Raw genomic sequence first — 24,302 nt, 5'->3', positions numbered from 1 at the left:
CAAACGTTAACATGATGCTGCCAAGTTTGCTGTAGAAATAACATAAAAGCCTCCATAGGTAATGACTGTTGTCATTATCGGGGCTTGGGTTTAAATGGGAATAATGTCGAGAACTAAGCGCTTACAATTGAAGTGATAAATGAAAGGCGGCATTGTGTGATCATTAAAAGGTAATTGGTCGTCTAACTATCGTCATATGCCTGAACACCAAAAGCGTGGTAACATCTTCCATCATTCAAGGCAAGTAGACATATAAGAATGAACAACCAAGCTATTTCTAATGAGTATCAACAGATTAGACTTGCTGTATTAGCACAGACTCAAAGTGATTTTGAACAATTCGAGCCAGACTTTATTGGCCATATTGATTTAACTGAAATCAATGAAGATGCTCTCCGTTCTCAAGATGAGTGGGAAATGCCAGTAAATCGCCAAATAGGATGGGATTGGCGACAAGTACGAAATCAATATCGCAGAGATCATATGGCTAGATTAGAGCTTGCTGTATGGCATGATGAAGAACTTTGTGGCCTTATGATCGGTAAAGCGAGTGATGGGAAGTTGGTTGTTAAAATCAACTATATTCAAGGCGGTCAAGCTGAGAACCCCTTAAAAGGGTTCATTGTTCCCATAGCTTCACATTGTGCAGAGTTGTTTGCTGTTGCTATTGAAGCCGATTGGATTGGGATTCAAGATCCAATAGATGACGAAGATTTGCTAAACTACTATCGTGAATTAGGCTTTGATGAACGTGATCCTTTTGATCCAAGGAACAACGCATTGTTCAAGCGCGTTGTGACAGATGAAGACTGAGCAGCTTTCCAACTGGATTATAATCGGTTATAATTATAGCAACTAAGGGGGCTATCATGTTGACTGTAGCAACAAACAAAACAAATGATGTGGACGTAGACAAAGCTATCAAGCGTATGCAGGCTCACGCTTCTAAAAGTAGGTCATCATTTGCTAAAGCTTTAAAGGTAAAGGCCCCTAAATCTGTTTATGGATGCCTTGCCGGGCCAGCCAAAGCATAGAAGAATTCAAATATTAAGCATCGCAATTGCGGTGCTTTTTTATGCGTGAAAGGCACAGAACAGATGTTTAATATACACTTTCTAATCGGTTGAGGTTGGTTACCAACCTCTCTCCCACCTATCTCGGGCACGAGCATGTCCCAAAGAGAGTTTAAGATCTTTAATAGACACCTTCTTCAGTTCGTCCTTCAATTTTATCAAGAAGTACAGAAAAAAGCTGGCCCAAGACTAATCGCCACCAAGATATTGGCTTAATCAAGCTAGAAAAGCCTATTTCTCAAGTGACACACGCTGCGATAGTGGCGGCATTCGATCCGATTGAACAAACCTTTCGTGTGTCAGATGAACAGCGCTTCACCTTTAAAGGGTGGGGAAGAATGCAAAACTCACAACCTGCCACCACCATGCAAAAAACCGAGTTAATCTGGCGATACACTGGAGGAACAGAAGAATTTGGTGGTGAAGGAGGATGGGTAAATAGAAACACTTACGCGCCCAATTTTGCTAAACAATGGATAGGTGGGTTGCCCAGTCCCGTAGCAAGTTGCACTGATAACACTCACAATTGCGATTACGGGCTCACGGACTTTTTTCCTCTTTTCCCAACAAGAAAAGCGTCCTTGCCGTTATCGGGCGACTCAGGAACCCCGTTGATGCTCAATAGCAACCAAGTAATTGCCTTTGCAAAAAGCACTCAAACGAAAGTAATCCCTGAATTTACTATGTTCACTCTCGTCGGCCACTACATTCCGCTATTGATTAAGCGGATTGATAAACTGGCAGCACCAGCAATGATGAACTACGCCTTTGATGTAAAGATGGATGAAAAAGACGCACCGAGCACTGACTTTCCAATCTTGCTGTCCGAGATAGGCAAAGCGCCCGTATCCACGACGTTTACGATTCAAAACCTGACCAATGAGACTCAGCTCATTAATCCTTTTTTGCAGGGGGAAAATCAGTATGTCACCTTAACAGGCTGTGAGAACGAGACATTGAAGCCGTCACAGTTTTGTGAAATGAGGGTTCAGATTGACGGTGAAAGCAACGCTGTGCTGAATTTTGGTGACAACCGAAATACAACAACCACAATCGGACTTGATATTAACATCGACATTATTCCAGAAGATGATCACGGAGGTGGCGAGGGGAGCGTTGATAACAATACCTCAAAACCAAGTAACAACGGCAGCAGTGGTGGTGGCTCAATGAGTTTCTTATCTTTATTGTGTTCATGTTGGCGGTGCGTGGATTTCGACGCCAGCAATAATTAAAACTTATCACGCCCACAACTAAGCCAGAGGAATTACCCTCTGGTTTTTTTAAAGGGGTATAAACCTATAGTCGAATGAACTTGTCTATACTGCAAAATATCACCGACCTGAACCTTTCAGGTCTTTTATGACGGAGCACCGCACTGTATCGGGGTTATCCGATGCGTAAATGCAAATGCCGAAGTGAACTAAGGTAAATACACTCGCGTGTAAAAGCCCGTAGTCCAAATGGTTATAAGAAAACCAAGTCATGAAAAATCCACTAATTAATGGCGTTGTCATGAACAAGCAAGCGTAAACCATCAGTGGGTATAAAAGGAAAGGACTCACATCCATTGAGCCGTGAATCCATGGCAGCAAAAGCGAATTGAAGTACAGGGCGGAACCCGCCATTAAACCAACAAAGATAACGCCATGCACATTTACTTTTCCGTTATCAATGAAATTAAACTTGATCATAAATCACCTATCAAAAAAAGGGCTAGGGGTATTCTTGTTGTCACATTTTTCTTTGGATAGGCAAAAGGGATATAAATTATATTTGTGGTAAGTTGTGTAAAAAATCTACCACAAGTATAAATTGTGGTAAAGTTAGTGGCACAATCTACCAAAAAGGTATGAAAATGGATATCTGGCATTATCCTCGTACACAGCTTGCTACCTTCATTCTTAACGGGATGGACAAAGGTCTTCTTCAACGTGTTTCAATCTTCGCTCCACGCAAGCGAGGTAAAACTCAATTTATCCAGAAAGACATCATTCCTATGGCTCGTGAACTTAGTGTATTACCTATCTATGTGGATTTTTGGATGCAAAAAGACGACCCAGAAGGTATCTTCATTAAATCCGTTATTGATGCTTGTGAAAGGAATGAAGTATTTCTACATAAGCTTGGCAAAGCTCTCAACTTCAAAAAGTTAGGTTTAAGTGCAGCTGGTAGCAAAGTCGAAGTTGAGCGTTCTCAGGGAGAATTGAGAGCTGACTTGTTCGCTGTATTTCGACGCTTAAACGAGCTGGATATGCCGGTTTTGCTGTTACTTGACGAAGTTCAACATCTAGCTACTCGTAAAGAATTTGACTCATTTACGGCAGCTCTACGCAGTTTTGTAGTCAACAGAGAGGATAACAACGTCAAGTGCATCTTCACAGGCTCTAGTAGAGAGGGGTTAAGTCGTTTATTCAAAGACAATAAAGCCCCATTCTACAACTCCAGCCAAACTCAGATCTTTGAAGAGCTGGATATGGATTTCGTTGAATTCGAGTTGGCTGCATTCAAAAATGTCACTGGTGGTGTCGAACTCGATAAACGCAAAGCGCTAAAAATCTTAATCAAACAAAATCGCGCTCCTGCTCGGTTTGTTGAAATGTTAAAAAATATGGCCCTGAACATGGTTCATGACTTAGATGTTGGTGTCCATCGTTATGACGTTGATCGTATTGAGTCAGAGAACCACTTTTCAAAAATATACGAACAACGGAAACCTATCGAAGTGGCGATCCTGAAGCTTGTTGCTGCGAATGAGTCAAAAGGTCTTTATACTCAGGCAGGACTAGATAAAGTGAAGGTTTTCACTGGCGACCCAGAAACAGACGTTACAAAATGGTCGGTGAAAAATGCAGTCACACGATTGAAGTCACTTGAGCTCATTTACAGCCCAGAACGTGGGAAGTTAGAAATTGAGAATCACGATTTTCGTGATTATATTCTTGAAAAGTAAGGATACATAATCCTTATCTATCTCTTTCGGGAACTATTGTTTGACCAGAACTACAACCAAAGCGGTGGTGATGTTTTTGCTACATGAGCAAAAATTCTTACAGGAATAGACGTAATGAATCCATTCCGATAAAGACTTACTTTGGGTTTCAGAGCTTCTGTTCTATTGCTAGCAACACCAACTACCCTATAAAAAACAAGGGCTAATTTCCAAAAATTATTTTTTACAGTTGAAAGTTGTCAATGTTCAGCCTGAACACACCACATGATAAGTTTATAACTTAATGATAAATAGATAGAAATGAGATGTAGTGTTTATTGTCGTTATCGGTGTAATTCTTCTAGGTTCAGACCCTACTAGACTTAATGAATACCTATTTCATAAGTACGATTAAGAGGATAATTTTTAACTGGAAGCTAACGAAGCTGAGTACCACCAAGCTCAAGTGCTAACAAGCGAGATTAATCACTTAAGATCCGTCATTATTAATTTTTCGGCAGAGAAAGACACTGAATATCGAAAATGGGTCCAGCTATCAAAACGATTGTTTCCAGATACGCTGTACCAGACCGTGCATCGAAAAATTCCTCTATTACCAGCGACGATCACTCATATTGACTTCTCTTGGTGCGAGCAACAAAAAAGTATCAAAAAACTCTCCACAGAAGAGGCTAAATCGATGTTGAGACGGTTTGATGCGGCAACCCCTCCTTGGCAAGCCGAAAAAAAACATGGATAAACTGGATAACTTACCGTCTGCATACAAAATCACTAACATGAGAACGCACCTTCAAGCAGTGGTGAAATATTACAACGAGAAGACGGGGGGTTACAGCGAGATAAGAAAGGTATACTTACCAATGATAGCGCTGATGCAGAGTCAACGGCCTATTGGCGTTAACTCTTTACCAGATTTTCAGAAGAACGATAAAAAGCACTGCGTATTAAAAGGCTATAAGTCAGTTGTGGAGCGAACTTGCCTGTATTACAAGCAATCGTCACTTTAACGCATCCGGCTCTCTTAACGTATAGACAACGATAGCTACTTGCAACAAAACAAATATGCTCGACTGCCAAAGGGCATAACCAAAGAAGGTATAGGATACCCAAGCCATAACAAAGCCATTAATGAGAGGCGTCGCCATCATGCAGAAGATAGCCGTAATAACAAATAACAACATAGGCTGACCAAGGTCGAGCGAGCGATATAACCAAGGCAGCAATAAGTAATTATAAAGCAGCATTGTTGAAGAAGTGGATAAAATAAAAACTATTTTTGGTACATTTAATTTGCGCATATTTCACCTAAGAGTTCGCATGTTGAGCTGGATCCCCAACATTAAAAAAGAATATCATGGCTTTTTTTAATGCAAGGCTAGGGAGCGAGCGTTATCGGATAATATTTCAGTGCTCTACGAAAGCGTCACATCCGATTTACTGAAAGAAAAAAGCTACTTCAGAGCCCCAGCCTTGCCACAACAACGTTAACAACAAACGCAAATATCAATACTTCCTGACGCACTCTTAATCGCCGGGTGGTGCGCCTTTCACTACCACCTAAATTAAGTTCGCTTTAGACTCATTAGATTTAGCTACTCCATGTATTTTCTGTTTCCTCGAATTGAAAGTTACCTTTACATTAGAAAGTACCAATCCGCTCCGAACGTTACAGAAAAAGTGCTGCAAGATGAAATAGAACTGTGGAAAGATCTGGTCTTAAATAACGAAGCCGACGAGGCTATACTCACTAAGAAGTGGACCCCGATGGTTGGACACATAAGCTAATTTCTTAAGTGGTTGACCCTGCTCATGCTGCATATCTCTGCCTACCGAAGTAGGCCTCATCAGAAGTGAGGCTATTCAGTCCTTGATGATTACGCTCTTCATTATAAAGCACCATGTAGTTACCGATTTCAAGCCCGACTTCTCGGGGCGTGGTATAAGCGTTTAAGTAAACCTCCTCATATTTCAGGTTTCGCCATAATCGTTCAATGAAAACATTGTCAACCCAACGGCCTTTCTCATCCATGTTTATACGTACGTTATGCTCACAATTAACTTCTCTCTGAACTCTGTGCTGGTAAACTGGCTACCTTGATCGGAGTTAAAGATATCGGGCGGCCCGTAGTGTTGAAGCGTTTCTGCGAGAGCCTAAATGTAAAAACTTGTATCCATGGTGTTCGAGAAGCGCCAAGCCAGAACTTTGCGACTATACCGGTCGATAATCGCAACCGGGTACAGAAACCCCTCCGCCATTAGGATACATGTAATATCAATCGCCCAAGCTTGATTTGGGTAAGGGACTTCGGTATCACGTAATAGATAGGGATAAAACTTGTGTGCTTTGTTCGCCAGCGTCGTTTTGGGCTTGGGGTAAATAGCCCCAACACCTAGCTCTTGAGATCAACTCATTACTCAACCCTGCATGATAATACGGAGCATAATCGCTGCTGGCATTTTGCTCGAAAGCAAAAGCTTCTTTAGATGGAAGGTGGTGAGATATTGCTATATCAACTTTCTCTGGAAAGTTGTTAATGAATGCTTTGTGCTGTTCTTCAATCATTTGATGGCTGACGTACTTTGTATCATTCATCAGTTCTGAGTAGGCATCAATCAGTGCAGAAGAGTATGTGTGGATAGGAAACCAAAGTGTTCCTCCATAAATGCTACACCCATCTAAATTAATTGGCTCATTATCCAGAAAAAACAAATTCTTAGTTGTGTCACTATGCACCTTAAGCTTTTCTATTGGGGAGTATCTACTGTCTGTGGATCTTATTGAATCTTGTTTGCGCAGATAGCCAGAACGGTAAGATTTACTTTTACTGCTGTACCATTCGTGATTTCCCGCAACGAAGACAACGGCTCTAAAGTAAGAACAAAGAACATTTTTTATATACGCAATTCCATTTAGCGCATTTGCCGTGTCACCAGCAATAATCAAAACCGCGTCATTATCGAAATTATGCCAGAAGCTTCGATGTATGCCGTGTAAATCTAAGTGCAAATCAGATACCGCGTAAAATTTCAATGTATCCACCTGGCTGAGTTTGTAAATGTGTCCTTTGCGTAACAGTATACCCCCTACTAATTAAGAGTTTAGCTATTCCTATACGCGTCGAGGATGAAAAATAGTCAATCATCACGCTTCAAATTAATTTCATCTCATTATTTGCATTTTTTGAGATGAAATTGATTTCTGGTATGCGTGTATTTGTTCCAGAGCACAAAAAATAGGAATTCCATCGGTGATCGATTAGGAGGAGTTGTCACCTCTAATGATACCTTTCCTGCTCATAATTTGGATGTAAGTTTGTTTATGAAACTTTAACTACGCATTAGCCGTTTTCAGAGTTTGAGTCTTTAGAAACAAAAGCTAGGAATATCATTAGGTGGCGTTCATTTTTTCGGTTTGTTTATAAAAAATGAACAAAAGAATAAAATGAACGCTTGATGCTGAGGGATCCCCTCATAATTTCCCCAAAGCGCAACCGTACCTGAATAGATTTTGAGCAAGTATGGTTGCAGCTACGAGCAAGTCTTTCCTCGTTATTGCGTAGCCAGAATGCCGCAGAACTTCCATACCTAAGCGCACTGTTGAGAGTACATTTCGATTACTGACAGTGTTCGCTTGAAAGTGTTTATCCCAACCTTGTTTCTGTGCATGTACGCCAACAAGCCAAAATGTCAGTTGAAGCATTAGGGCGATTAGTAGCATGATATCAAAGCGCTCTGGGTTGCTAGTTCGGCTATGGCGGAGTCCTAGACCGTATGCTGGGCTTTTCAAGTCTCGGAAGGTTTCTTCTATCTGCATACGCTTTGAGTAGATCCTAACGAGTTGCTTGGGTGTTCGGATTTCAACGGGCAAGTTAGTCGCTAAAACCCATGGTTCTTTTGTCGAAGCGGAGTAGATTTTAGGTGATGGATGATGACAATTAGTCCGTGTCGAACGCTGATTTTTTCGGCCTTTAGGACGTGATTTATACAGTGCAATTTGACATGAAATTGGGTTGCTCTTAGTCAACCTCTTATAGCCTAAAGTCTTTGAGCGACTTGAGGATATGCTATGTAAGTTGCTGATAGGTTGCCAGTTTTCCGCACCTAAATCTGCATATTGCACTTTCCCTCTGACTCGACTTAACCAGTACCAACCTAGCTTTTCAACGGATTTATACCATGGCACTTTAAAGCCTGCATCAGTAACAATGAGCGGTGTCGTATCACTCGGCAGAATGCTTGCTAGGTCGGCTAAGAATTGGTCATGAGCTTTCTTTGAACATTGCTCTGAAAGCGGAAACGCTTTCTCATAAAGAGTAACAGAACGACCGTGTAGTGCGACTGAAGCTCGCAATACCATAAGCCGTTTTTGCTCACGAATATCAGACCAGTCCACAAGAACAATGGGCATCGAATTGCCCGAACAGATAAAGCCCGCATGCCAACGGTATACAGCGAGTCGCTCTTTGTGGAGGTGACGATTACCTAATAATCGGTCGATTCGTTTGATGTTATGTTTTGTTCTCGCTTTGGTTGGCAGGTTACGACCAAGCTCGGTAAGAGTGAGCGTTTTACTCTCAAGTAATGCGCGGCAAGCCAACGTTAAACTGTTGAGTCGTTTTAAGTGTAATTCAGGGCAGAATTGGTAAAGAGAGTCGTGTAAAATATCGAGTTCGCACATCTTGTTGTCTGGTTATTGATTTTTTGCGAAACCATTTGATCATACGACAAGATGTGTATCTACCTTAACTTGATGATTTTTATCAAAATCATTAGGGGATTCCTCAGCGCTTGATGTGATTCTTATCTTGATGAGATCTCGCTAGCGTATAGGTGGCTATGGCATTTAGGGCAGATTGGTTTACTAGGTAGCGTAACTTGCCACTGGCATTGACATATGATGCACTCAAATTGAGCTGAACGCCTTGGCACAGGTGCTGGCTGGATATCTTTCATTGCTGGTTGCCATGAGTCGGTACGATGAAGCTTGGAACTCCTTGGGTTGCGATGGCGATGTTGGTCATTATGAATGCTCGGAGTCGGGGGAGGAGTGTACTGAGTTGCTTTTAAGGATAATCGCTCAGTCGCTTCTTGCGCCAATTGAGCGTAGCGTGGGTGAAATACCCACGATTTAGATTCGACATCGTGTTGAAGGTAATCTTTCAGTCTGTCTAGTTGCCGAATCCCTGAGACTTTATCACTTGTAAATAGGTGATGTGTATCATCCAGCTTGATTTCGAGTATACCGCATTGCCTGTTATGTGGAGTGAGCAATTCACTTGGTAGTGGACGGTTTGGGTGGGTAAAGTAAATAACAAAGGTGAAATTACCGACTTGGCCCATTACGTCTACAATACATTTCTCAAACGAAGCTTCTTTATCGACGTTATCAAGTAAGATGGTGGATGACTTAGCAACCAAAAATTCTTCTTTGAAGCACTTTCCTTTCACTTGTTTTGTTAGAGAACTCCTGTATTCAGGAAGAACAATAGCTATACCTGTTTCAATCACTTGTCTCGCCATCATGCGCACAGAAACAAAAAAAGAAAAATCACATTCTTTATCAGTTCCTTCAACCTTGCGGCTCGCATGAGCAAAGTGCCATTGCTTTTCTTCACCTTGTCTCGCAATCAGTGGTGTATGGCAAGAAGGGCATATACAGCCGCAATTTTTCCCTCGCACAACATCTGCGACATCAACGAATGTCTGATCTTGAGTTCTTAAGCCGAAAGGCACATGTTGAAGCATCATCAAAACGTGAATAACTCTCAATTTAGCGACAGTATGTACTGATTTTAGGCAAGAATGCTTTATAAATATGTTAGATAGGTTATGAATTGTGCCTTTGTTTTCGTATTGTCTTTTGTACAATCGATGATTAACTGCATGAAAATGATGTAATTGTCGGGGCTAGATATGGATGAGCTTGAGCTAATTGAGCAAAAGATTCATGAGCTGAAAAAGGAGCTGGATCAACTTGAACAGCAGAAGCAGCGTCTATTGACGCAGGAAGCGATTAACAAGAAGCCTGTATGTGAAATGTCACCTCAACAAAAACTGTCTATCTATCAGAGTTATTTTAAAGGCAATACTCAATGCTATGCGCATAGGTGGCAGAATCAACAAGGTAGAAGTGGTTATGCGATCGCTTGCGAAAACGAGTGGCATCAAGGTCTATGTGGCAAACCTAAAATAAAGTGTTTGGAGTGCCCCAATCAAGCATTCAAGCCGTTAGATGATGCCGCTATGTATGCCCACCTTACTGGCAAAGAAGTTGTTGGTTTGTATCCTATGCTAGCGGGCAACACCTGTTGGCTACTTGCGGTTGATTTTGACAAAAGTGATTGGCAAGAAGCTTCTCTTGCGTATGTCGAAGTGTGCAAACTAAAAGGTATCGATTGCTTATTAGAGCGATCTCGTTCAGGTCAGGGAGCACATGTATGGATTTTCTTTGCACAAGCGACTGATGCAAAAGTGGCTCGACAATTAGGGTTCTATTTGCTTGATGAAGCCATGAAAATTCATGGCGCTTTGTCATTTGATTCCTATGACCGCCTATTCCCCAACCAAGACGTGTTACCTATCGGTGGAATTGGGAATCTGATTGCTTTGCCGTTACAAAAACAAGCTCGTGCAAACGGAAACTCGGTGTTTGTTGATCAGTCGTTTACACCATACTCTGATCAATGGGAGGTGCTAGCGTCTATGGGACGACTATCTATTGAGAAAATAGAATTACTTCTCGAAAGCAGAGTGGAGTATCGAAATGATGCCGAGGATGGTGTATCAGTTAAGCCCTGGGAACGAACAGTGAAAACTAGCGTTGCCATCCCAGACAAACCTAAGGCGCTGGACATCGTTCTTGCTAACAGATTGTACTTACCGATAAACCAAGTTCCGAACCCTTTAATTGCCCAGTTTAAGAAATTGGCATCCTTTTCGAATCCTAAGTTTTTCAAAGCTCAAGGGCTGCGTTTATCTACCAACGGAATTTCACGTTTTATATGTTTGGCGGAGTTAGACAGTGGTTATTTGAGCTTGCCGAGGGGCTGTTGGGATGAAGTAAAATCTATTTGTTCAGAATTAGGTATTGCTCTCCAAGTTACGGATAATCGTTTTGTTGGCCAGGTGCTAGCAGACATGACATTCGTTGGCTCTTTGCGCTCAGCGCAAAGTAAAGCGATTGATGAGCTAATGCAGCATGACATCGGTGTCCTTCATGCTCCAACTGCCTTTGGCAAAACGGTAACGGCAATCGGTTTAATAGAAAGACGAGGAGTCAATACCCTGGTCTTAGTGCATAACAAGCAGCTTGTTGACCAGTGGCAGGAGCGCTTAAAAGCTTTCACCCAGGGTATCGAGATCGGCGTATATACAGGAAGTAAGAAGAAACCAACAGGACAAGTTGATATCGCGACTTATCAAAGTTTGATAAACAGAAGCGACAATAGTGTTCATGCACTGGTGAAAGAATATGGCCAAATTATTGTGGATGAATGCCACCATCTATCAGCACCACAATATGAGCAGGTGTTATCTGAAGCGCATGCTAAGTACGTCGTTGGGATTAGTGCAACACTTGAAAGACGAGACGGGCATCAACCGATCATATTTATGCAAGCAGGTAGAGTAAGGCATAGCATAAAGTTAGACCGAAACAATCGGTTTGCTCAGGTACTAGATCGCCGAGAGCTGACCCTGGAAGTGCCTTTACATTTATCTTCGAATGAACCTCAACCTCATATTTCTGAAATTTATCGTTGGTTAATGCTTCACCCTGTACGTAATGCCGCTATTGTCGATGGCATTCAAAACGAAGTCGCTAATGGCCGAGTTCCGATCGTATTAACCGAACGGAGAGAGCACGCCAATATCATTGCTGGTTTGCTTAATGATGCGGGGATCACACACCAAATATTAGTGGGTTCGATGAAGAAAAAGCAGCAAGCTGAGGTTATGTCAAAGCTAGATAGCACACAAGTCGTTGTTGCTACAGGACGTTTTGTAGGAGAGGGCTTTGACCTTCCACGCCTAGATACTTTGATATTGGCGTTGCCTGTGTCTTGGAAAGGGTCGTTAATCCAATATGTAGGGCGAATACAGCGTGATTACAAGGGAAAAGAGGAGGTGAAAGTGATCGACTATGTTGATGCAAAAATTCCAATGCTGCTCAGGATGTTCAATAAGCGAGAAAAAGGGTATCGGGCACTTGGTTTTTTATCAGAATCAATAATCCAAGAGCAATTGATTTAGTCTTGGTTTTACCTCGATATCTAACAGGGTTCGATAAACGCCAAGCACTTCTACTCAAGTTACTTGAAGGTTACTTCTGTACAAGGTAATTATTGGACGTGTTGTTTAATTTTTCGGCACTAAGATTTAGACACTAACTTTTAGTGTCTAAATCTTAGTTTTCTTTAAATCATTGAAATTATTTGTTTTTTTAATTTTTTTGGTTGGTTTTTTTTGATGAGACAACCTCTCTGAAGCTGGAGAGAGTGTAATTGTACTATCGTGATTAAGGCATTTTTATGAGCAAGCCGACTTAAATGATAGTGACGTTGCGCTAGATGGAATTATCAACTTGCTCGATTACGGTATCTCTACCAACACAGGCAAGGTAATTTGAAGTAACTGAAGCCCTCACAGAGCAGTTGGAAGAGATCATTGGTGACGAGCAGGTTGACCTAGACGGAAAGTATTAGAACAACCACTATTTGAGGCTGCACAGCATAAAACTGTGCTTTTTAAGCGGCATACGCCGCAGTAACGAGTGATGGACATCATGAACAATAGCTTTCTTGCAGTGTATTCTCTAATTCTTTGCCGAGAATAATCTCAAAGTCAGTAAATACAGCAATAGGGCGGCAAGCGCTGCCTTCTTCCTCGAACTGGATGAATCCTTTTGATGATAAGTCGTCGAGTGTTCGTGAGAGTTCGTGGATATGATGACCGCTAATCTCCGCAAGCTCAGCTAGGATTTCAGGTTTTTCTCTACTGATCAGAAGCATTAGTTCGATATTTTCATTACATAGTAGCTTTGAAGCTTCATTGAGTGACGTGAACCAAAATGTGGGGAGATGCTTGCATTATCCGACTCGTGTTTGGGTATCTCAGGCAAAGGCTGATAACTTTCAAACGCTACTGTGAGAACACTGTTCTAGCTGTTTGTTCTCCCACTAAATACATGATTTAACTCTATGTATTAGGTCTGGTAATTGTGCTTTAATGCATTTTGATGCTTATTAGGAGGAGTTATGGCTCGGAAGAATGATGGAATTATTTGGCATTTGATGGATGCGCCGTGGTGGGTGAGTATTTTGTTCTCAGCAGGCATTTATGTTGGTTTTACATCCTATTGCCTGGCTTGGCGGCTCGCAGTGATAACTTCATCTTCAATGCCATTGGGCCGAATCTCCCGAAAATGGCACCGTATTTTGCTTTTTTGTTTTTAATTCCTGCTCCCATTGCATTCTTTAAGCAGTATCAGCGAAAGCATAATTATCTTGCGACGACGTCTCAAATCAGAGCACACAAAAACACGACTCCGCTCAATTCCCTCAGTTGGATTGAATTTGAAAGCTACATTGGCGAGTACTTTAAGCAGCAAGGCTACGATGTTAAACAATCTTTCTCAAAGCAGGCTGATGGTGGGGTAGATATTTGGTTAACTAAAGACGGCGAGTTAAGTCTTGTACAATGTAAGCACTGGAAAGCTAGAAAAGTCGGAGTTCAAGTCTTAAGAGAAATGTATGGTGTGATGATCGACAATCGTGCTAGCAAAATGATCATTGTAACATCGGGAGATTTTACTTCTGAAGCTATCGCTTTTGCTCAAGAGAAGCGCCTGTGGTTGGTTAATGGTAGCGAGCTAGTCCACTGATTGAAGATGGACGCAGCTTTATGAATAAGCCAGTCATTGGTGAGCCTACACCCGAGCCTCATTCCAAGGTTTGCCCAAACTGCCAGTCTAACCTTGTGATTCGTGTTGCTAAAAAAGGTCGTAATTCGGGTAAAAGTTTCTATGGTTGCTCTGCGTATCCCAAGTGTCGCTACACTTGCGACTGTTGAATGTGAGTGAGGATTCAAGCAGTCTAACCGTATAGAAGGGTGTTCTCAGAACATAAAAGTTAACCTATTGAGCCTAATTTCCAACTGAAAATGCTATTGCGAGAACACTGTTCTCGCTCAAATCATCAAAAACTAAAGTTTGCTCATTTCATTGATAGATAAAAAGCCCTCTCAGTGCAGAACTCTCTGGTGAAAAATGTGTTACCCATTATCTTTCATAAGTGGGTTTGTCAGAACCAATGGGGTAATGAACGTAAGCTCTGAAACACCTTTGCCCCAAAATTAGTTTCGCATACTACAACTCAATTACTCTACGGCTTGTTTTGGAGTACTTTTCATAAGGCGGCTAACCTAGCAGTAAAACTTGATTATGCTCTGTGATCTCGGTAGTTATTACAGGGAAAAGCATTGAGTAAGGAACGTTCCACGCGGTATTTTGGACAAGTACTACCGCCCGTTTGGGGTTAAGCTTGCTAATTTGTCCGATGTATTCTCTGTTGTCTTTGTTGCTAATGAATCCGACGGTGCAACCGATAGAAAGCTCTGCTTTTGACATCCCCTTGATGTTTAGTGAGACAATCTCAGTTTCAATATGGTTAAGATTAAGGTGATAGAAAGGGATCGACCAGCGCTTTTGAGTATCATCTTCTTGAATGTCTACGCGACTACGCCCAATCTTTAAAATTGAGCAAGGGATAGCGTGGTTTCTGACGATACAAAAATAATCCACTTTCATTCCGACTTGAATCTTCCGTTTTAGTTGCTTTGTTCGCTCAGGATCCTCAAGCATCTTTTGTATTGCTGACTGTAATCGGAAAAGCTCGAAATCAGAGGCCGACTCAAGTTCTTCAAAAATCTGTTGGATTTGCATATAACTATCCTGCATAACGGGTGAATCCATATAAAACCATATCAAAGTAAGGATACAGTCTGTGCCGTGTTTAATACGTGTTAGCAGACCTCGTAACACGTCTTTGCCCCAAAGTTTCTTAGAGCAATTTGTTGCGACTCACTATGAACGTAGAAAATTTGAAGGAAGCTATCTTAGCTTTTCTAACATTAAGATACGACAAGAGCCACTAGAAGTGGCTCTATTACGCGCTACCTGCGGTCAATACTCTATGAGCGTAAGAGAACAGGGCTATTTGAATTCATCTATCTACAAGTGGAGCCGAAACCGCGTTTCTTATAGCAAGTATCAGAAGTATATGCTTGTAATCTATCGAATTCAAATCTAGTTGTTCATAAGCTGTGACATCATGCAGGCACTGCTGGCAAACTTATGTCCAAAAATAATTTATAAATTGTTTGCTATAGCCCCTGTATTAGCCATTAAAGAAGCCCACTCATTTCTGGCACGCTGTCGGCTTGCGCTAGCAAGTATTCACACTCTGTTTGGATGAGTGAGACACATAGTTCTATGTGTTCACGCTCTCTATCATCAATTCCTTGATCTTCGGTAAGGTCAATTGCTTCCTTCAGGGCATTTTTTATAGCACCAACGGTTTCTACCATTATGGAAGCCATTTTGGTGCCTGAATAACCCAGCAGAGCGCCGAATTCAGCTAAATCATAGCTGGTGATAGGGCGTTTGAAGTTACCTTTCGGCGGATTTTGAAAGTCTTCACTTTCCCAATCTCCAATCGACATTGCAAAATATTGAGGTATACTGGCGGCACGCCCCTCATCAGCAGACAACTTACCGCTTCGTGAGTTGCGTTTTGTTCCCTCTTGAGCGATAGCTTCTATGTTTACTAAATCATAAAAAGGGGTTAGTTCCAGCCCTTTAGGGGTGACGAAGAAGCTAATATTTTTACCATGGGCATCGTAATTTAGCGTTGCTAGATTAAAGAGCATCCATTGGGTAAGCTTTAGATTGGTGATTACCGTGTCTATGGTTTTGACGCTCAGTAGGCGTGGGAAAGAAACGCCATCACGCATATATACGCCATCGCCTTCATCCCCATTCTGACGCTCGTATTTGTAACCTGGAGGTAAGTCAGTTGCCTGACAGCCATCAATCACATGTTTTCTTTGAACGACATCACGAGTCTCGATATAGGCACGATCGAACCGTTCTATGATCAGTGTCCTAGTCTTGCCAATGCGAGTTAACTCAACATTAGCGACGTCCAAACATGCTAGCTTGGCTAATGTCATGCAAAAGAACTCATTAACAGCAATACATGGTGCTTTACCGCTTTCAAACTTCAGAATGTAGTTCGAACTCAATTTGCCTTCACCAAACCCCCATTCACCACCGCGCTTAAGTAAGTTTAACTTGTTTTGAACACCTGCAACCGAAAGGCGAACCTTACCGTCCCAATACACTAATGGCGCTAGATTTCGCTCCAGTCGTTCTATTAGTTCATCATCAGGTACAGATCTAAAACTGGTTTCCCCTGGTTCTGATTCTGGAACTCGAAAAGACAATGCGCCAGATGTTTCCGCACCAAGCTTACGAATCAGCCCGAATGTATTGCTTTTGGAGATAGTGGTGTTTTGTATCATCTCCTCAAAGGCTTCTCCTTCAGGAAGGAGATTTCTGAGGTAGTTCTCAATACTACGTGGCGAAGCCCGATCATCGAAAGGGATGTGTGGCGAAATTGGGAAACCCGTGTGTTTCCATTTATCTTCATAGATGAATGAGAACTCTGTTTCTGTTCCGACAGGAAGAATCAAACGACCAATTTTGGTACTCGTACCGATAAACACGTCTAACTGTTGTAACTTACTCATACCAACCGTCCTTATTGCTTCTCACGCTGTTTTCAGCTTGGGTGGGTATTTGGCTATGTGGACGAACAAATAGGTTTAAATCGATAAGGCGTAACGATAGCCCTAAGATATCCATGAGGACGAGTACATTGGCAAAGGTGACACTGGTATCGCCTTTTTCTACCTTCATGACGGTTCTACGAGATAAGTTGGCTTTTGAAGCGAGATCATCAATACGCCAGCCTCTATCGGTGCGCTTTGAGCGAATGGCGCTCCCCAGCGTTTCCATGCTGAACTCGGTATTAAAATCAGGCATAGGTTGTGCCTTTACCATCTTACCTTTTTTCATAAGTGCCTTTTAATGTACTTTTGTCATTATTGGGTTCGCCTTAATACATAAGTTCACTATAACTCACTTTTGTCGTGACTGTATAAGAAATTATTTATAAGTGCAATTTAAGTCACTTGTGGTTGGTTTGCGAGTTCAATCTCTCTCTTTGTTCTCTATGAGAGAGCTTTATCAGCCAGAACGACATATTTGGCAACAGCGGAGTATTCAGATTAGTATTGGAAGAAGACGGAGAAGAGTGAGTGATCGGGGCTTACCTGACCCATTACCTGACCCAAAATCGTCAGGTACAAAAAAAGGTTAGTAAACACTACGCTTACTAACCTTCTGGAATATGGTGGCCCCTCGCAGACTTGAACTGCGGACCAATCGATTATGAGTTAGCCACTAACGCAGGAAGTCTAGGAAAACCGAGGTAAATTAAGCGTAATTAAAAACACATTAAAGTATTTACTAAACAGTAGTTTAGCGTAGTTTTGGTAAAGGTGTCAAAACTAGTGACTGTACCTCTAGTGTACCTTTCTTTGTTTATTGTCCTGTAAGCGCATCATAAACCCCGCATTCTAATCGTCTAGCCCGAATAATAAGATCAAACCTCCAACCCAAAGCAGCAAAGGAGATTTGAAATGGCCAAACGACGCACTAACCAAGAATGGCGAACCCTGTTCGAACGCTATGAATCCAGCCAACTATCACAACGATTATTCTGTGAACGTAACGGCCTCAGCCTTTCCACTTTTTATGCTAAGCGCCAACAGTTAAAGCACATCGAAAAACCGAACACGGTTGGCTTTGTTAAAGCAGAAGTCGTTGAAAAGACCACAAAGTATCAAGCCACTCACCTTGCCGTTGCCAATATGACCCTGCTCGTCAATGATGTTGAACTGAGCATCCCACAAGGCACGCCAGCGACCTATCTTGCAGAACTTATCGGTGCGCTGTCATGAAACGTATGCTCAGTGCTCCCGAAATCTATCTCTATCGCGAAAGCGTCGATTTTAGAAAGTCCATCAACGGCCTCGCTGCGATTATCGAAAATGACACCGACTTGCCCTTGGGCAGCGGCGCACTATTCCTGTTCACCAACAAACAGCGCGATAAAGTCAAAGTGTTGTACTGGGATAAAACAGGCTTTGCTCTTTGGTATAAGCGCCTTGAAAAAGCCAAATATAAATGGCCTTCCAAAGAGAAAAATGACGTGTTTACTCTGACTCATTTCGAGCTTGATAGGCTGCTTTCAGGCTTCACGATTATCGGCCATAACCCCGTTAAAATAGAAGATTTTACAATGACTTAATCGATAATATAGTCTTATCCACCAAGCGTTAACGGCATGATTTTAGTATGATAAATGCCATGAAAAAGACGCCAAATATCAACCCAGAAAGCCAAGATGTTGCCGAGCTACAAGCGATGGTGAAAGCGCTGTTGGCGTCAGAAATCCAATTGAAACAAGAGCGCCAATCGCTGCTTGAACAGCTCAAACTTGCCTTCGACCGTCAGTTCGCTAAACGCTCGGATGCGTTAAAGCCTTACAATGAATCCCAAGGTGACCTCTTCAACGAAGCGGAGTGTGAAGCTGCTAAAGAAGAAGAGGTTGACGTTGTCACAACGACCATCACAACGAAGAAACGCGGTAAACGCAGACCACTGCCAAAGAGCTTGCCTCGTGAGGTTATCGAACTCGATTTAGACGACGATGAAAAGCAGTGCGCTTGCTGCCAACATAGTCTGCATAAAATCGGTGAAGACCGCAGTGAAAAGCTTGAGTTCACGCCAGCGGTACTCAAAGTGTTGGAATATGTTCGTCCTAAATATGCTTGCCGCCAATGCGAGCAAACTCAGGACAACAGCCGCATTGTTCAAAAGCCAGCGCCGCAAAGCATTATCCCTAAGAGCTTCGCCACAGAAAGCTTGTTGGCCAATATCATCCTCGGCAAATACCAATACGCGATGCCACTTTATCGACAAGAGTCGTTGTTTACCCAGTCGGGTATCGAACTCTCACGAACCACGATGGCAAGGTGGATTATCCAAGTCAGTGAGAAGTTCGCCCCGCTTTACGCGGCCTTGAAAGCGCACCTACTCGAGCAAATAGTGGTTCAGGCGGATGAAACGCCGCTCAATGTGCTCAAGGAAGACAAGCAATGCTACATGTGGCTCTACTGCTCGGGTGCGGACTCGCCAGATGCCGCACTCCCTAATGTGAAAAACATCGTCTTGTTCGACTACCAAAACAGTCGCGCGAGGTCGTGTCCTGTTGCCTTCTTGGGCAACTATGGTGGGTATCTGCAAACCGATGGCTATGGTGCTTATGATGGGCTTCATCTCATCACCAATGTCGGTTGCTTCGCGCATGCTCGGCGCAAGTTCATGGACGCGAAAAAGCTTCAAGGCAAAGGCAAGTCAGGCAAAGCGGACAAAGCGCTGGCCAAAATCCAGAAGCTTTATGGGATAGAATCCCGCTTAAAAGGTGAGTCTGCAGAAAAACGAAGAGCAGAACGCCAGGTGCATGCCAAGCCGATACTGGATGAGTTATACGAGTGGATGACAACTCAGAAAGTGCTTGAGTCTAGCCCGCTGGGTAAAGCGATAAAATACACGCTCGGTCAGTGGCCGAAGCTGATCCGCTATATCGATGACGGTCACTTATCGATAGACAATAACCGTGCTGAACGCGCAATAAAACCGCTGGTTATTGGGAGAAAGAACTGGCTCTTCTCGACCAATCCCAATGGAGCGGAAGCGAGTGCGATGCTTTACAGTATCGTCGAGACCGCGAAAGCCAACGGCCTTATCCTTTACGACTACATTGTCAAGTGCATGCAGGAGTTAGCGAAAGCGGAACCTGATATCGATGCACTCCTGCCTTGGAACTTCAAACACTAACAATATCGCCCCGTGGGTTCATGGGGCGGATACGTTTTGACATAGCATAATATCATTAAAAATAATGTTGTTATGCATAATGGCGAATAATTACGATATGGTCAATTATTGTCCTTTGGATTTTTGTGCTAACTCAATTTCTCTTTGGCATACTTTGATGATTGGTTCAGTTCTTAACCCTAATTCTTTGTTTTTGCTTCTTTTAAGGGGCTTAAAGTCCAGGAAGTAGTCGAATGCTAGTTCACGAGGACATGTGCGTATGGTGAGTATTTTAAACTTAAGTGGTGATTCTCTCGATAAGATTTGAGCCATAGTATTCAAATAACATTAGAGGGAATGAGGATATAACAGCAACCTTTTTCTCTGGTATGTGTTTTTCAATCTGTGTATTGAAAATAATTAGCTGTTCTATTTGGTTTTTAGGAAGCTCTAATAAATCAGTTATTAAGTAGTTAGCTCTAATTAGATGCTGGTTTATAATTTCCTTCCAAGTTATTAAGTCATATAATCCCCAATTAAAGTAACGAGGATTCAATGTTTCGTTAGTATTTATCCATTTTTTGTATTGATCTAATTCTTCGATGGAATGCAATATCTCTAGAGGTGATTCATTAAATTGGTGCCGTATAGCTTCAACCATCGGATAGCTAACACAGAGAAGCCCTCGGTCTTGTGAATCATTAAATGTTTTAAGCATTTCCGATAGTTTTTCATCATTTGCATTACTACAATGACAGTCATAATCAAAAAATAAGTAAATGTCACTGATTTTACTTGGATCTTCAATAGCAATAACTTTCTCTTCTTCTTGTAAAAGAGGCGTTTTTCTTTTTTTTAATTGTTCAACAATAAGTTCGTATGTATCAAAGAATTCATCTTGAGATACAGATTCAAAAAGTTGATAAATATTGAAGCCATAAGATGCACGTAGAATTACTTTGTCACCGTCATTTAGGAAGTGTTTACATAGATTTTCTGCAATATTTTGCTCGGTTTTCTGACCTTCAAAAATGCATAGTACATAACTACTCATCAAAAGCTCCAGAACGATACATTTTTTCTAGATTGTGCGCTTTTCTAATTTCTCTACTGGTGAGTTGGTGTAGAGGCTTGAGTCCATTTTCTTCGAGAACAAAGTAACAGTCTGGCCGCAGGATATCGTTAGACATTAGCGAGCTGTTATGAGTAGTAATTATAGATTGGCAGTTTGTGCTGGAAATCTTATCTACGATTTTTCTAGACAATGAAAAATGGTAGTAAGCATCAAACTCATCTATATAAGCAAATGAAATTTCACCAGAGGAAAGCTTTAGATACCAGTAGTAAAAGTTTCCCAGAGAAATAGTTCCTGTCGATGCGGCTTGAGAAAACTCTATACTTTTCTTCCCAAAATCAAATTCAATTATTTCTTCTCCTTTGACTCCGGACTGTTTAAGTTTACAACTAACTCCGGATTCATTGAGGAACTTTTCGAAATCTTCAAGTTTACTTTGCTCAATAATAGATTGAGATACTCGTTGCTGAGTTAATGGCTGTCCATAGAACTCTTGTGATTTTGTTAGTGTTCTGAAAAAAACCATACCATCAACAAAGTTTATAAATTTCTCAAATATATTATTTATTTTGTTGTCATCGAGCAAAGCATTTGATTTTAGGAATTTTATAGGTGATATATTTCTTCCACTAAAATCATTCTTTAGAGTTTCTGAACCATCTAGATTAAATGTAGCGAGGTTTGAATTTCTACGATCAAATTCAATTACCAATTTATCATTTATCGATAGTTTCTCATAAATGGTCGTGTCACAATCTTCTTTACCGTATTTATAAATAACAGTATAACCATTAATGCAAAACTCATAGATAAATTCGGCCATGCCAGAATTTAATTTAGCATTTAAATAATTTTGTTTTAGACCTGAACTTATGATGTTATCAGTTAGATGTGCAGTAATATCAAGAATCGCTAGGCCAAGGTTAGATTTACCACCACCATTTACGCCATAAATAACCCCATGCTTCACAGTGTCATTTTCCACAACATGGCTGTTGAACTCATAAGAGCGCTCGCTTTTTAGATCGATTTCAAACCAATCTTCAAAGTTTCTAAAGTTCTTAACTGAGAGTTTTACTAGCATTATGTAATCCAGTGCTGATGGTGATAGTTCTCGCTGACTATAGCACGCCATGTAACAGCCGTAAAAAAATTACGGCTGTTTGTATGCTGGAGAATGTGTAAACTTGGTCACTGGTCCCAGTAAGCCGTACTTTTCTAATAAATTGAACGTCCGTAGGTCCCCGTCAATAAGCTAATGAGCTTTGTTTTATATTGAGATTGTCCTTATCTCTTAGAACGTAGGTGGAGATTAATAAAAATGACATGATAACGAGTCGTTGAAAAACTGCGCTACATCTTCCAGATGCGTTACGTACACGGCAATGTCATTTTTATATTGCATCCCGTACAAAAGCTCTTCTCTTGTTTGGGGCAGTGGTATTTTAGGAATTTCGCCTTTGTTTGAGTAAGGATAACGGCGCAAAGTAAAAACGTCTTTGTTCAATTCAATATCGGCTTTAAGTGAACGCTGGAATTGTTCAGCGTACTTTTGTTCTAGCCAGGCCGCATCTTCTGGATAGTTGACTGTGATTTTATGGTATATCTTTGCTAGATCGTGAACATTTTTCGTGTGTTGGACTTTGTTCGCAACACTTCCATTCCACATGACAGTAGTTTTTATGCTCTTTAGAAAGCATTCGATAGCCAGCGCCAGTAAGATGTAGTGGGAGTTTGAAGTTACGTGATTTTCTTTCAGTATTTGTGCAGATTCGTAGTATTCCCGACCGTATGTAAACAGCCCGAAATCGACCATATTTTCTGTTGTTGAATCACTCATGGTTACCTCTGATTTTTATGTGACTTCGAGCTATACCTCTTTTCCAACTCTTCTCGCATCTTGGCCGACGCATCTTTCATGTCCTGGCGCAGATCTTCAATTTCTTCAGGTGTGAGTGGTCTTGGTCCATCCTGGTCTAGGTAGTCAGAACGAGATGCTCTGGCTTCTTTTTTCTTTCTCAGCTCTTCTCTGGCCCATTTTGACGACTCCTGCATATCGTTCCTCAAGTTGTCCTTTTCGGCTTCTGTGAGGGGGCGTGGTGGCTCTGTATTGGGTGCTTTTCTTTTCATGCTGCGTCTGACTCTCTCGATGAGATGATTTTGGTGGTTTGAGGCGATTACCTTCCTGGCGTAAAAACTATAATCTCACCATATGCTCAGGTGCTCAATATGTGAGCAGATCATGCAGCCAGGTGACCAAGCTACCAATGGGAGTCCAGAGGGGCTTGCCCCTTTGGGCATAGCGCAGCGTAAACCTTCAATACCTACTTAAAAAGTTTATTCATGGCGAGGGACGAGGCATGAATAAACCAGTGATAGAGCTTAACCGTTAGGTTAATGAAGTAACCACTTGTTATACCGGATTCTTTTATCAACTCTCATTTTTTCGAAACGCTTGTAGATACATCAAAACGGAGTCTGTTGAACAGACTCAACTGAGTTATGTCAGAGGGATACGGTGCAAGATTTTAGATATGTTCAGGGTGAAATTTGAACGTTAGCATTGGTGGCTGATTTGAAGGCGTGACAAGTCGACCAAAGCTAATTGGCATGGAAAATTAAGGAGTGCTAATGAGTAGGTGCGTATCTCAAGTCGAGCGGTGTTAAGCCTGTATCAAATTGCCCCTGGAATGATTCTGTTTGTGTGGCTTCGTCCACTATCGCTTTAACTCGCTTCTCCTGGGCCATTTTACTAAAGTAGGTAGGCCATACGTTACACCGACCTGACTTTTTTAACCGCTCTAGTGCATGGTTTCTTTGTTCATCCAGCCAGCCCGACTTCAAACGAAGCTCTTTCATCAGTTTCATGGTTAACCACTTGAGTCCAGCCGTCCCACGAATTTGACCGTCTTGGTTACGAATATCCATGTTGGCACTGTTGAGGTAGCCCGCTTGCGTTAATTTATCGATATAACGAAACCAAGAGGATTCAGGCATTGTTTCGTTATACATTTTTTCATACCGCTTGATCATGGCTCGGTGTTTGACTGGATCATTAAATGCGGTCTTTGGGTAAGTGTTCACCAAGCCCCTATTGACAGAAAAAGTGTGACACTCAGCACTTGATCCACTTTTTACTATTGAGTGATCATTCCAGTGCTTCATCCTGTTTGTTATGAGCAGAAAGAAAGCCCCTAA

20 protein-coding genes and 3 pseudogenes are annotated in these 24,302 nt (G+C 41.7%); 10 read left to right on the top strand and 13 right to left on the bottom strand.

Annotated elements, in window-relative coordinates; all coding sequences use genetic code 11:
• The first annotated feature begins 258 nt into the window (after positions 1-258).
• From FKN93_RS15295 to FKN93_RS15275, 5 genes are all read left to right on the top strand, one after another.
• The gene (locus FKN93_RS15295) at positions 259-813 is read left to right on the top strand and encodes a hypothetical protein (RefSeq protein ID WP_170905496.1); all 555 of its coding nucleotides are present in this window, start codon (positions 259-261) and stop codon (positions 811-813) included.
• Positions 814-869: 56 nt separating this feature from the next.
• Positions 870-1,034 carry a hypothetical protein gene (locus FKN93_RS15290; protein ID WP_170905495.1) on the top strand — a complete coding sequence of 55 codons (165 nt, stop codon included), beginning with the start codon at positions 870-872 and terminating at the stop codon, positions 1,032-1,034.
• 299 nt (positions 1,035-1,333) lie between these two features.
• The gene (locus tag FKN93_RS15285) at positions 1,334-2,308 is read left to right on the top strand and encodes a hypothetical protein (protein ID WP_170905494.1); all 975 of its coding nucleotides are present in this window, start codon (positions 1,334-1,336) and stop codon (positions 2,306-2,308) included.
• 623 nt (positions 2,309-2,931) lie between these two features.
• Positions 2,932-4,026 carry a hypothetical protein gene (locus tag FKN93_RS15280; RefSeq protein WP_170905493.1) on the top strand — a complete coding sequence of 365 codons (1,095 nt, stop codon included), beginning with the start codon at positions 2,932-2,934 and terminating at the stop codon, positions 4,024-4,026.
• A 571-nt stretch (positions 4,027-4,597) separates the two neighbouring features.
• Positions 4,598-4,765, top strand: coding sequence for a hypothetical protein (locus FKN93_RS15275; protein ID WP_170905492.1), 168 nt, complete (start codon positions 4,598-4,600; stop codon positions 4,763-4,765).
• 259 nt (positions 4,766-5,024) lie between these two features.
• Here the strand turns inward: FKN93_RS15275 and FKN93_RS15270 are convergent, their stop codons facing one another.
• The 5 genes and pseudogenes from FKN93_RS15270 to FKN93_RS15250 form a co-directional block, all read right to left on the bottom strand.
• Positions 5,025-5,324, bottom strand: a complete 300-nt coding sequence (locus tag FKN93_RS15270; protein WP_170905491.1) for a hypothetical protein — start codon at positions 5,322-5,324, stop codon at positions 5,025-5,027.
• A 509-nt stretch (positions 5,325-5,833) separates the two neighbouring features.
• Positions 5,834-6,426: pseudogene (locus tag FKN93_RS15265) on the bottom strand (IS3 family transposase); the annotation flags it as partial.
• Positions 6,338-7,057 carry a metallophosphoesterase gene (locus FKN93_RS15260; protein WP_249374200.1) on the bottom strand — a complete coding sequence of 240 codons (720 nt, stop codon included), beginning with the start codon at positions 7,055-7,057 and terminating at the stop codon, positions 6,338-6,340. The pseudogene FKN93_RS15265 and the gene FKN93_RS15260, both read right to left, overlap by 89 nt.
• 438 nt (positions 7,058-7,495) lie before the next feature.
• A complete protein-coding gene (locus tag FKN93_RS15255) occupies positions 7,496-8,704 on the bottom strand; it encodes an IS4 family transposase (RefSeq protein WP_170905490.1) in 1,209 nt (402 codons plus the stop codon).
• A gap of 122 nt (positions 8,705-8,826) precedes the next feature.
• On the bottom strand, positions 8,827-9,774 hold the full coding sequence (locus FKN93_RS15250; protein ID WP_170905489.1) for a competence protein CoiA family protein: 948 nt from the start codon (positions 9,772-9,774) through the stop codon (positions 8,827-8,829).
• 165 nt (positions 9,775-9,939) lie between these two features.
• On the opposite strand from FKN93_RS15250, the gene FKN93_RS15245 reads away from it, so the two are divergent.
• The gene (locus FKN93_RS15245; protein ID WP_170905488.1) at positions 9,940-12,276 is read left to right on the top strand and encodes a DEAD/DEAH box helicase; all 2,337 of its coding nucleotides are present in this window, start codon (positions 9,940-9,942) and stop codon (positions 12,274-12,276) included.
• Between the two features lie 1,004 nt (positions 12,277-13,280).
• Positions 13,281-14,094: pseudogene (locus FKN93_RS15240) on the top strand (restriction endonuclease).
• A gap of 346 nt (positions 14,095-14,440) precedes the next feature.
• Here FKN93_RS15240 and FKN93_RS15235 read toward each other — a convergent pair.
• The 3 genes from FKN93_RS15235 to FKN93_RS15225 all read right to left on the bottom strand — a co-directional run bounded on the left by FKN93_RS15235 (position 14,441) and on the right by FKN93_RS15225 (position 17,161).
• Complete coding sequence (locus tag FKN93_RS15235; RefSeq protein ID WP_170905487.1) at positions 14,441-14,965, bottom strand: hypothetical protein; 525 nt, start codon at positions 14,963-14,965, stop codon at positions 14,441-14,443.
• A 461-nt stretch (positions 14,966-15,426) separates the two neighbouring features.
• Positions 15,427-16,833, bottom strand: coding sequence for a HipA domain-containing protein (locus FKN93_RS15230; protein WP_170905486.1), 1,407 nt, complete (start codon positions 16,831-16,833; stop codon positions 15,427-15,429).
• Positions 16,826-17,161: a helix-turn-helix domain-containing protein gene (locus FKN93_RS15225; RefSeq protein ID WP_170905485.1), complete on the bottom strand. Its 336-nt coding sequence runs from the start codon at positions 17,159-17,161 to the stop codon at positions 16,826-16,828. The genes FKN93_RS15230 and FKN93_RS15225 overlap by 8 nt, the downstream gene beginning before the upstream one ends.
• 626 nt (positions 17,162-17,787) lie before the next feature.
• Between FKN93_RS15225 and FKN93_RS15220 the strand changes: the two genes are divergently transcribed.
• From FKN93_RS15220 to FKN93_RS15210, 3 genes are read left to right on the top strand one after another with little or no spacing between them, the layout of a single operon-like run.
• On the top strand, positions 17,788-18,108 hold the full coding sequence (locus tag FKN93_RS15220) for a hypothetical protein (protein WP_004394070.1): 321 nt from the start codon (positions 17,788-17,790) through the stop codon (positions 18,106-18,108).
• The gene (gene tnpB / locus FKN93_RS15215; protein WP_170905484.1) at positions 18,105-18,458 is read left to right on the top strand and encodes an IS66 family insertion sequence element accessory protein TnpB; all 354 of its coding nucleotides are present in this window, start codon (positions 18,105-18,107) and stop codon (positions 18,456-18,458) included. Before FKN93_RS15220 ends, tnpB begins: the two co-directional genes overlap by 4 nt.
• Before the next feature lie 59 nt (positions 18,459-18,517).
• Positions 18,518-20,050 carry an IS66 family transposase gene (locus tag FKN93_RS15210; protein ID WP_170905483.1) on the top strand — a complete coding sequence of 511 codons (1,533 nt, stop codon included), beginning with the start codon at positions 18,518-18,520 and terminating at the stop codon, positions 20,048-20,050.
• Positions 20,051-20,327: 277 nt separating this feature from the next.
• Here the strand turns inward: FKN93_RS15210 and FKN93_RS15205 are convergent, their stop codons facing one another.
• The 5 genes and pseudogenes from FKN93_RS15205 to FKN93_RS15185 all read right to left on the bottom strand — a co-directional run.
• Complete coding sequence (locus FKN93_RS15205) at positions 20,328-21,083, bottom strand: hypothetical protein (protein WP_170905482.1); 756 nt, start codon at positions 21,081-21,083, stop codon at positions 20,328-20,330.
• Positions 21,076-22,188, bottom strand: a complete 1,113-nt coding sequence (locus tag FKN93_RS15200) for an ATP-binding protein (RefSeq protein WP_170905481.1) — start codon at positions 22,186-22,188, stop codon at positions 21,076-21,078. Before FKN93_RS15200 ends, FKN93_RS15205 begins: the two co-directional genes overlap by 8 nt.
• Before the next feature lie 228 nt (positions 22,189-22,416).
• Positions 22,417-22,944: a hypothetical protein gene (locus FKN93_RS15195; protein ID WP_170905480.1), complete on the bottom strand. Its 528-nt coding sequence runs from the start codon at positions 22,942-22,944 to the stop codon at positions 22,417-22,419.
• A 2-nt stretch (positions 22,945-22,946) separates the two neighbouring features.
• The gene (locus FKN93_RS15190; RefSeq protein WP_249374199.1) at positions 22,947-23,234 is read right to left on the bottom strand and encodes a hypothetical protein; all 288 of its coding nucleotides are present in this window, start codon (positions 23,232-23,234) and stop codon (positions 22,947-22,949) included.
• A 498-nt stretch (positions 23,235-23,732) separates the two neighbouring features.
• Positions 23,733-24,302: pseudogene (locus FKN93_RS15185) on the bottom strand (hypothetical protein); the annotation flags it as partial.

The sequence above is a fragment of the Vibrio sp. A8-1 genome (assembly GCF_013048685.1).
Taxonomy (GTDB): Bacteria; Pseudomonadota; Gammaproteobacteria; order Enterobacterales; family Vibrionaceae; genus Vibrio; species Vibrio metschnikovii.
Note: the sequence above shows the minus strand (reverse complement) of the source record. Positions and strands in the feature narration are given on the sequence as shown.